Genomic DNA, 9724 nt, shown 5'->3' with positions numbered 1-9724 from the left:
AGCCCGTACAATCGCTTCCATAATTCGCCTTCCATAACATCTCCTTTCAAAGGAATTCTATTCAGGAGTATTATGAAGGCGAATTTCTTAGGGCGCAAGGACTTATATCACTTGGCGCAAAAAGTTGAGTGCAGGGGGCTAAATGTTTTGAGATTGCCGCGGCCTTCGGCCTCGCAATGACAAAGTCATTTACAAACTTCGATTTATTGTTTATAATTCTTCGCTTTAGTGTTTATGATTTGGGTTTAGTAAGCAGCCCCATAACGGCCTTTGAGTTGGGGGACTAAATAAGATGGAAACGATGTTAAAGCCATAAGAGAATGGATGCTATGCGATTATATCTGATAAATCCAACAAACCCGCTTGTCGGCATCATCAAAGCCAAGGACAGCCGATGGAAGCGCTACCGCGTTTGGAAACCACTGAGCCTTATGGTTTTGGCGGGCTTGACCGGGCGGGAGTGGGAAATCACGATAGTTGACGAGAACCTCGGTGTGCCAGACTATGAGGCGATGCCTCGGCCTGACCTTGTGGGAATTACCGCTTTTACCTCGCAGGTGAACCGCGCTTATGAATTGGCCAGTCATTTCCGGAATCAGGGCGTACCCGTGGTGATGGGCGGCATTCACGCGACAATGTGCGTAGAGGAGGTTATGGAGCGTGTGGATTCGGTCGTTACCGGGGAAGCTGAGGGTATATGGGCGTCAATACTCGAGGACGCCCTGCGAGGCAAGCTGAAGCGCCGGTACGACGGAGGGCTCGCCGAGATAAAAGATATGCCGGCTGCCCGCCATGATTTGCTTTCCACAGGATATGCCTTCGGAGCCATTCAGACGACTCGCGGCTGTCCATTGAACTGCAGCTTCTGCAGCGTGACGGCGTTCAACGGGACGAAGTACCGGCATCGCCCTATTGCGGATGTCGTGCGGGAATTCGAGTTGATTCGTGAGAAACGTGTTTTAGTGGTGGATGACAACCTTATCGGCACGAGCCCCGGGCACATCGCCCGCGCCAAGGAGCTGTTCGGCGCGCTGGCGAAGGCGAAGGTGCGCAAGAAGTGGATAGGGCAGGTCACTATTAACTTTGCTGATGACGAAGAGCTACTGACGCTGGCGGCCAAGGCCGGCTGCAGAGGAGTCTACATCGGCTTTGAGTCTCCCTCGCCGGAAGGGCTTCGGGAGGTCGGCAAGAAATTCAACATTCTGAAAGGCAGGGACTTCCGCGCCTCCGTACAACGGATACGACGGCACAAAATTCTGGTAGCAGGTTCCTTTATAATGGGTTTGGATGTAGACGAAGCGGGCATTGGTAAACGAATCGCCGAGGCAGCTGTTCAGTACGGCGTGGACAGTCTCAACACGCTGTTTTTGACTCCGCTACCCGGCACGCAACTGTGGGAGCAGATGAAATCGCAGGGGCGCATCGCCCTCGAGACGTTCCCGGAGGACTGGAAATATTACACACTAACTTTCCCTGTAGCCCGGTATAAGCATTTGTCTATGGACGGCATCATAAAAGAGATGGTTCGCTGCGAACACGACTTCTATTCCATGCCTCGGATTCTGGGGAGGGTGTGGCGCAACTTGCGGCAATGCCGCGAACCGCTGATTACTATGGCGGGCAATTTCTCATACAGGAGCAATATCCGGCTGGGCGCTAAGGCATACTCCGAATTCAGGCGTCACTGCGGAGGCAGGGGCGATAGTGCGAAGGAGTCCAGAGGAGAACCCAACGCCGAGGGCGGGGCTGGTGTGAGGATAGCCGAGGTTTCGAGCGCGCGAAGCGCAAAAGACAAAAGACAGAATGAAATCCCTCGGTAATGCTCGGGATGAAGTAATACCTTTTAGGTATTACTTCAGCTCGACCGACCAGTAGGCGTGGTCGAGGAACTGCTGCCAGCTTTTGTAGCGGGACTGGCCAAGATGGATGCGGACGAGAGGATTGTGCTTGGGCTTGGCTGGTTTCTGGACGAGGGTAAGGCCAGCCTGCTTCGGGGTCCGGCCGCCTTTAGCCACGTTACATTTGGTGCAGGCACAAACCATATTTTCCCAATTCGATTTTCCACCAGCACTTTTAGGGACAACGTGGTCGAGGGAAAGCTCGCTGGTGGGGAAACGTCGGCCGCAATACTGGCAGGAGTTTTTGTCGCGGGCGTAGATGTTGCGGCGATTGAATTTGACCTCGGCGCGCGGGAGGCGGTCGTAGAAGAGCAGGCGGATAATGCGTGGGACGGCAACGTAGAAATTTACGGTGGAAATCCAGTCGCAGCCATCCGGCTCAAAATTGCGCTTGAATTCGCTGACCTCGCACCAGGACTGGAAATTGTAGTTGGAGTAAGTGCCCTGCTCAAGGGAGACGACCTCGGCAAGCTGGCGGCAGAGCAGGGAAAAGGCCCTTCTTGCCCCGATAATGCGGACAGCCATATAGTGCTTGTTCAGGACAAGAACGCTACAATCCAGGCCGGAGTTAGATTCTGAAGCAATCATAAATCACCACTCTACTGTGATATAAATAGCAGAAAAGCGTGCGGGATGCAAGAGGAAACTTAAAGCGTAAAGCTAAAAGTGCAAAGCTGCGGAGTCGCTTGCGCGACATCCAATTAAAAAACAGATAAACAGAAGTTACTCGTTTTCGTCGGCAGATTCAGCTTCCGGGGCCTTTTCTTCGTCTTTTGGGGCTTCTTCGTCTTCTGATGCAGCTTCGACTTTGGGGGCCGGTTTTTTCTTCGGGGCGGCCTTGGCTTTCGGAGCCGAATCAGTTTTCGGGGCAGGCGCGGATTTCGCAGCTGCCTTTGGAACTACGTTTTCTGCCCGCGGACCTTTTTCGCCATCGACGACATCGAAAGTGACGGGGTCGCCTTCTGCGAGAGTTTTGTAACCTTCCGATTCGATGTTGGAATAGTGAACGAAGATATCCTTACCATCGTCGGTAGAAATGAAGCCATAACCTTTTCTTGTGTTGAACCACTTAACTTTTCCCTCTGCCATAAAAGTGCTCCTTTTAGCTACTTAACCTGCGAACAAAATCCCGCAAACGGTCTGCGACTGAAGACAGAGAATTCGCGGAACGAATACTTTTGTATTATTTTTTATCGGTTGATTTTGAACCGGGCGCATAAAGATTCTCCCTCATCAATCGGCCCATTTTAAACTTAACGGTTTTCTTTGAAGGGACCTTGACCCTTTCGAGGGTCTTGGGATTCTGCGCAACCCTTGCGGCCCTTATCCTGGTCTCGAAGACGCCGAAGTCGCGGAACTCCAAGCGGTTACTTTTACACAACTCGGCTATTATCTCGTCGAGGAGAGCCTGAGTTATGCGTTTGACCAAGACCCTTTTGGCCTGCGTTTTTTCTGAGATTCGGTCGATGAGTTCTTTCTTTGTAATTGTTGCCATAAACTAACCTCATTTCAAGAAAGAGCGAATACTGAAACAACTGTCGGAACAACGCAACTTACTATATAGTAAAGACTTCTATACAGCAAGTAATTTTTATTCAAAAAAATTTCAACTTCTGAAAAAACCTGATGGTGCAAAAAGAGCAGGCGGGCAAGGCGATGCCTCCCGCGAAGCAATCCGGCGTAAGTGCTTTGCTTTCAAGGTGTTACGTAAAAGGCCGGCATTTTAAGCCAGCGCAAACCGGTAAAAAACCATAGGCAGGAAAATAGTTTATTGACCAGATGTGAACTTGTCTGCATAATTAACGTTTTTAATTACCGAGGCGACATTTATGACTGCAAAGGCGAGCAAAAATACCGGTCCGCAACAAGAACAGGAGACAAGCAGAGGGTCTGAAATCACCAATACGCTCGAATGGCTGGTAACGGCCTTTATACTGGCGTTTCTTGTTCGGGCATTCATAATGGAGGCGTACCGGATTCCCACCGGCAGTATGGCGGACACGCTTAAGGGAGACCATTTCCGGCTTTGCTGCCAACAATGCGGATATAAATACGACTGCGGTTCGGACATTGAAAAATACAGGCAGGGACGGGAAGCTGCCGCTACCGGCACTGTCAAACTGCCTATTTCCCGCTGCCCGAGCTGCGGGCATTACGATACAGGCGGCAGGCCAATATCAATATCCAACGGCGATCGGATACTTGTTTTAAAGTGCATCTATCAGTTTTTCGAGCCCAAGCAGTGGGACGTAATAGTGTTCAAGAACCCGCTCAATCCTACGGAGAATTATATAAAACGATTGATCGGCCGACCCGGGGAAACTGTGGAGATAATCGACGGGGACATTTATATTGACGGAGAAATCAGCCGAAAGCCGGCGAAAGTGCAGGAAGAGCTGTGGATGCCCGTGTACGACAACGATTACCAGCCAGCCCGGCCGGGGGAAAATTCGTTTAACAGCCACGCCTGGCAGCAGCCATTCAGGAACATCGCAGAGTCAAAATGGGTCGTCGATAAATCCAACCCGACCGTATTCCAATTAGCCGGGCCTGCGGGAGAAATAAGCACGTTAAATTACGACACATCCATCGGTAACGACTTCAGGACCACATACGCTTACGACAGTGTCGGGGATTATAAGAATATGCCTTATTGCAGCGACCTGATGGTACGCTTCTACGCACAATCAGCCGGCAAACAAGGCGGCGTCGGCGCAACTGTAAGCAAATATCAAACCATATACAAAGCATGGGTTGATTTAGGCGGCGAGATGGTCATCGGAAAGGTTTCTGCCACAGGCGAAGAAACGATATTAGAGAAGAAAACAATCGATGCATCAGCCATGAACAAACCTACGCTGGTCGAATTCGCCAATGTTGACCATCAATTGATTTTTCAATTCGGCAACGACAAATTAGTTTACGACTTGGACCGGTCTGCAGAGGACGCCGGTGAAATGAAAAGGGACATCCAGCCGCAAGTGAATATTTTCGGCTCCGGCACACTGGCACTGTCACATATAGCGATTTTCCGAGATATTCATTACACCGCCAAAAGGGGCGCCAGTGGTCTCGAAGGGGGCAGAGCAATAGCAGGGACTCCTTTTACGCTCAGCGAAGGCGAATTTTTCGTATTGGGTGACAACAGCCCCAACAGCGAGGACGGCAGGTGGTGGAACAAAGCGGGCATTGGTAATAACGGGCAATCCTACAGGGAGGGTATCGTGCCGAGCGACTATCTCGTAGGCAAAGCCCTGTTTGTCTATTGGCCCGGGGGATTTGAGTTTCCGTGGCCTGCAAACTTCAAAAATTCTCTGTTAAAGAACAGCCGGCACAGCAGCGCGGCCAGATTAATGTACTGGCTCGTTTCGTGGAAGTGGATACCCTGTATCGGCCAGATGCGTTTTATTTGCGGCGGCTAAGGCCGCCAAAGACGTCCAGCCAGCAGTCAGCCCAGTCTGGGTGTTCGGCCCAACCCGCTCCTGAAGGAGAAAAGAAAGGCAACAGCTCCTTGTTATGGTGGGTAGTGGTGTCAGGGGTTTGTGTTGCGATTACGGCGGGTATCGGCTACTACTTTCTGGCAAAGGCAAAAGGCAAGGATGTTGTTACCCCAAAGACGGTCATGGTAACATTGAAGGAGGCCGTTTCTCCAAAGGATATAACGGTAAAAGGGATATTATATTCCGCAGATAATCCATCGGCTTTAATAGGCGAGAAAATAGTAAGAGAAGGAGATATAATAGACGGAGTGAAGGTCGTCAAAATAAACAAAGACTCGGTTGAATTCGAGAGAGACGGCGAGAAGTGGACACAACGAACGAAATAGCCGACCGTTCCGCCGTAAAGCGTTTCTAAGAAAGTTGTTTTTACTGATTTCAGCAACTATTTAACCCTTTCTTTTTTTCCGCCAGAGAATATCTTACGCCACTTGACTTTTTGCCTGATTGCAGGTATTTTACCCTGAACTTACGAAAATTAGAATTTAGACAGGCAGAAGATTATGGAAGAAGTTAATAAGCCACAGGAACATTTCGAGGACAAGCGGATACTCGATGAGCTGAAGACTTCCTACCTTAACTACGCAATGAGCGTGATTGTATCGCGTGCGCTGCCGGACGTTCGCGACGGCCTGAAGCCTTCGCAGCGACGAATACTGGCCGCGATGAACGATTTGAGCCTTGGCCCGCGAAGCAAACACCGCAAGTGCGCGAAAATCGTCGGCGATACGAGCGGCAACTACCATCCACACGGCGACCAGGCGACATACGGAACTCTCGTGCGTATGGGCCAGGAGTGGAGCATGCGATATACCTTAGTTGACCCACAGGGCAACTTTGGGAGCATCGACGCCGACCCGCCGGCTGCTATGAGATATACCGAAGCGAGAATGGCGGCCCCGGCGATGGAAATGCTCGAAGATATTAACTTAGACAGCGTCGATTTTGTGCCGAACTACGATGAAACTCGCAAGGAGCCAACGGTCCTGCCTTCGAAATTTCCGAACCTGTTAGTCAATGGCTCTACTGGTATTGCTGTCGGAATGGCAACGAATATCCCGCCGCACAATGTTTCCGAGGTCTGTGACGCATTGCTGCTGGTAATCAAAGACCCGAACTGCGGATTCAAGGACATTATAAAGTGCCTGCCCGGTCCAGACTTTCCAACCGGCGGAATTATCTGCGGCAGGAAAGGCATTATGGATGCTTACACCACGGGCAGAGGCCATCTGACAGTCCGAGGTAAAGCAGATGTCGAGACGACAAAGCAGGGCAAGACAAGAATCGTAATCACCGAAATACCGTATATGGTTGTCAAGACGTCGATTGTTTCCAAGATTGCCGACTGCGTCCGCGAGGGTCAGATTGCGGAAATCGCCGACGTGCGGGACGAATCAGACCGGCACGGATTACGGATAGCGGTAGACTTAAAGAAAGACGCCGACAGCGAAGTCGCATTAAATAAGCTGTACCGCTACACCCCTCTGCAGGGCACCTTTGCTATTGCCAGTATAGCACTAGTCAAGAACAGACCCGAAACTCTTAATATCAAGCAGATGCTTATCTGCTTTATTGAGCATCGCAAGATTGTCATCCGCAGACGAAGCAGCTTTTTGCTAAAAAGATGTCAAAACAGGGCCCATATTTTAGAAGGTCTTATCCTTGCGGTCAGCGACATCGACGAAATCATCGAACTGATAAAAAAGTCACCTGACACACCGACGGCGAAGGTGAACCTGATGAAGAAGCCGCTGAAACTATCCGTTTCGGCTACGCTTAAAGAAATCCTGCCGGAAGCATTCGTCAAAGAAAGAAGCAAGAGCAACCAGTTCCTTACCGGTCCGCAAGCTGACGCGATTTTAACAATGCAGCTGCAAAGACTGACAGGGCTGGAGATGAAAAAGCTTGCCAAAGAATACGCCGACCTCATCGAAGAGATAGAGGGCTATGAGGCGATATTGGCCAGTGAGCGTGCCCTGCTGGATATTATCTGCGAAGACATCCGCGAAATAAAAGAAAAATACGGCGACAAAAGGCGGACAGTAATTGCCTCTAAAGTAGAGGAGCTCGATCTCGAGGATTTGATTGCTGAAGAAGAAGTTATCGTAACGATAAGCCATGGCGGATACGTGAAGCGAATACCGACCGACTCATATCACAAACAGGGCCGAGGCGGCAAAGGAATTATCGGCTCCGACACCAAAGAGGGCGATTTTATAGAGCATCTATTCGGCGCTTCTACTCACGATTATCTGCTTATCTTCACCAACCGCGGCAGATGCTACTGGCTGAGGGTCTATGATATTCCGAGCATGTCGAGACAGAGTATGGGCAGAAACATCGTCAACCTTCTGAAACTCGGCAACCAGACAATAACCTCGATAATCAGCGTGCGGAATTTCGGAAGCGAAGACGAGAAAGTAAAAGACCCGCGTCAGCTTATTATGGCCACCAAGAACGGCGTTGTAAAAAAGACAAAGCTTTCAGCTTACAGCAATCCGCGAGCCACGGGCGTTACCGCAATCAAGCTTGACCCCAGCGACGAAGTAATAGGCGTTGCGATGACAAGCGGGAAGGACCAGATTGTACTGGGCAGCCGGGACGGTATGGCAATACGGTTCGGCGAAGACCAGGTTAGGTCAATGGGCCGGGTTTCGCGAGGCGTCAGGGGCATGAAACTTCGCAACAAGGACAGCGTTGTCGGTATGGTCATAGCGGAGAAAGGCGCATCGCTGCTTACGGTCTGTGAAAAAGGTTACGGCAAACGAACCAGTCTTAATGATTACCGCACCCAAAACAGGGGCGGCATAGGTCTGATAAATATAAAGACAAGCACCCGGAACGGCAAAGTAGTAACACTGAAAGCCGTTCAGGACAAGGACGAGTTAATGATGATAACGGCCAACGGGATGATAATCCGGACGGGGCTGGAGGAAGTCCGTTCGATAGGCAGAAACACACAGGGTGTTCGCCTGATAAATCTCAAGGCAGGCGACAAACTTGTCGCCTCTGAGAAAATAAGCTCGGAGGAGGTAGGTGATTCCAAGGAAAAATCCGATACTAATCACAAATCCGAACCTAAAGCTAAAAAAGAGAAGAGCAGGAAAAGCCGCAAATCGAAATAACACTTCGGCAGGCCGAGCCGGCTGAGCAAAAATGGTCAAAAGTAAAGGCGAGCCCAAGAAGAAACATGAGCCGATTTACGTAATCGCCGGCAAGGAGAAATCCCTTGTCTACGCTGAGTGCGAAAAGGTTCTTGAGAACGAACTAACAGCGGAGCAGAGAGCTACAGGATTTTTTAATGCCGACCCTGCTGAAGTTTCAGCAGCCCAGGTCTTCGATGAGCTTCGGACGCTGCCGTTTTTAACAGAGAAAAGAGTTGTTCTCGTAAGAGACGCTGACAAATTCGTTTCTGAGAACCGTGAGCTGCTCGAGAGATATTTCGATAACCCCTGCCCTACCGGCATACTTATATTGACCGTAAGCAGCTGGTCTGCGCGAACGAATCTGGCCAAGAAATTACAGTCGGTTGGTAAATTGCTCAGCGTAGAGCAGCCGAGCCGATGGCAACTGCCGCGGCGTCTTGTGCAATATGCCAGAGACGCGCACGATAAAAACATCAGTGCGGCGGCGGCCGAGCTTTTAGTTGAGCTGGCCGGGGACGAGCTGGGGCGACTATACAGCGAAGTTGACAAGCTGGCCCTATTCGCACAGGACGAAAAGTCGATAACGGAACAACACATAGAGTCGCTAATCGGTCATAACCGGATATTCAACGCTTTCGCGGTGATTGACGCCATTATTGCGGGGGACATTGCACAGGCAATATACCGGCTAAGGGCCATGTTCGCGGAGGATAAATCTGCGGAGTACACCGTCGTCGGCGCTTTTGCGTTTCATTTCCGCAGGATGTTCGGCGCTAAAGTCCTGCTTGAGAAAGGGGTCGGCACAGACGAAATCGCAGAGAGGTTGAGAATATGGGGCGATAGAAAAAGTTTTTTTGCACAACTTCGAAAAGTGTCTTTGAAACAAATAGGCACAATTTTGCAGCAATTGGCTGCAACCGATTACGCAATAAAAAAGGGGCAGGCGAAAGCCGAAGTTGCAACGGAGCAACTAGTCCTCGGATTAGCAGGCAGATAGAACAGTTGCGTAAATGCGGTCCAGTCTCATTGAATAATTAACTCTTTTTACTGTTCACTGCGGTGTTTATCTACCGCTTTTACCGCTGCCGGAGCAGCAACGGGCTGGACGCTGGACTTCGGGAGGGTAAAGCAGAAGCTGTTACCCTGTTTATCTTTACTCTCGGCCCAAATCCATCCGCCGTGC

Annotated in this window: 7 protein-coding genes and 1 pseudogene; 5 read left to right on the top strand and 3 right to left on the bottom strand. The window is 50.4% G+C overall.

All coding sequences use genetic code 11. The features are described 5' to 3' along the window. Positions 1 to 329 precede the first annotated feature (329 nt). Positions 330 to 1820, top strand: coding sequence for a radical SAM protein (locus PHG53_10375; protein ID MDD5382023.1), 1491 nt, complete (start codon positions 330 to 332; stop codon positions 1818 to 1820). A gap of 30 nt (positions 1821 to 1850) precedes the next feature. On the opposite strand, the gene PHG53_10370 is transcribed toward PHG53_10375, so the two are convergent. The 3 genes and pseudogenes from PHG53_10370 to PHG53_10360 all read right to left on the bottom strand — a co-directional run bounded on the left by PHG53_10370 (position 1851) and on the right by PHG53_10360 (position 3393). After that, positions 1851 to 2486, bottom strand: a complete 636-nt coding sequence (locus PHG53_10370) for an HNH endonuclease (protein ID MDD5382022.1) — start codon at positions 2484 to 2486, stop codon at positions 1851 to 1853. Between the two features lie 312 nt (positions 2487 to 2798). Further along, a pseudogene (locus PHG53_10365) lies at positions 2799 to 2987 on the bottom strand (cold-shock protein). Between the two features lie 94 nt (positions 2988 to 3081). Beyond that, positions 3082 to 3393 (bottom strand): integration host factor subunit beta, encoded by a 312-nt coding sequence (locus tag PHG53_10360; protein ID MDD5382021.1) that lies wholly within the window; start codon positions 3391 to 3393, stop codon positions 3082 to 3084. 334 nt (positions 3394 to 3727) lie between these two features. On the opposite strand from PHG53_10360, the gene lepB reads away from it, so the two are divergent. The 4 genes from lepB to holA all read left to right on the top strand — a co-directional run bounded on the left by lepB (position 3728) and on the right by holA (position 9538). Further along, the gene (lepB, locus tag PHG53_10355) at positions 3728 to 5320 is read left to right on the top strand and encodes a signal peptidase I (protein ID MDD5382020.1); all 1593 of its coding nucleotides are present in this window, start codon (positions 3728 to 3730) and stop codon (positions 5318 to 5320) included. Positions 5321 to 5427: 107 nt separating this feature from the next. Next, positions 5428 to 5724 (top strand): hypothetical protein, encoded by a 297-nt coding sequence (locus PHG53_10350; protein MDD5382019.1) that lies wholly within the window; start codon positions 5428 to 5430, stop codon positions 5722 to 5724. A 174-nt stretch (positions 5725 to 5898) separates the two neighbouring features. Further along, positions 5899 to 8520 carry a DNA gyrase subunit A gene (gene gyrA, locus PHG53_10345; protein ID MDD5382018.1) on the top strand — a complete coding sequence of 874 codons (2622 nt, stop codon included), beginning with the start codon at positions 5899 to 5901 and terminating at the stop codon, positions 8518 to 8520. Positions 8521 to 8551: 31 nt separating this feature from the next. Next, the gene (holA, locus tag PHG53_10340; GenBank protein MDD5382017.1) at positions 8552 to 9538 is read left to right on the top strand and encodes a DNA polymerase III subunit delta; all 987 of its coding nucleotides are present in this window, start codon (positions 8552 to 8554) and stop codon (positions 9536 to 9538) included. The last annotated feature ends 186 nt before the right edge of the window (positions 9539 to 9724 follow it).

It is taken from the genome of Phycisphaerae bacterium, assembly GCA_028714855.1.
Lineage (GTDB): Bacteria > Planctomycetota > Phycisphaerae > Sedimentisphaerales > Anaerobacaceae > CAIYOL01.
The sequence above is the reverse complement of the archived record's forward strand: the minus strand, read 5'-3'. Positions and strand labels throughout refer to the sequence as shown.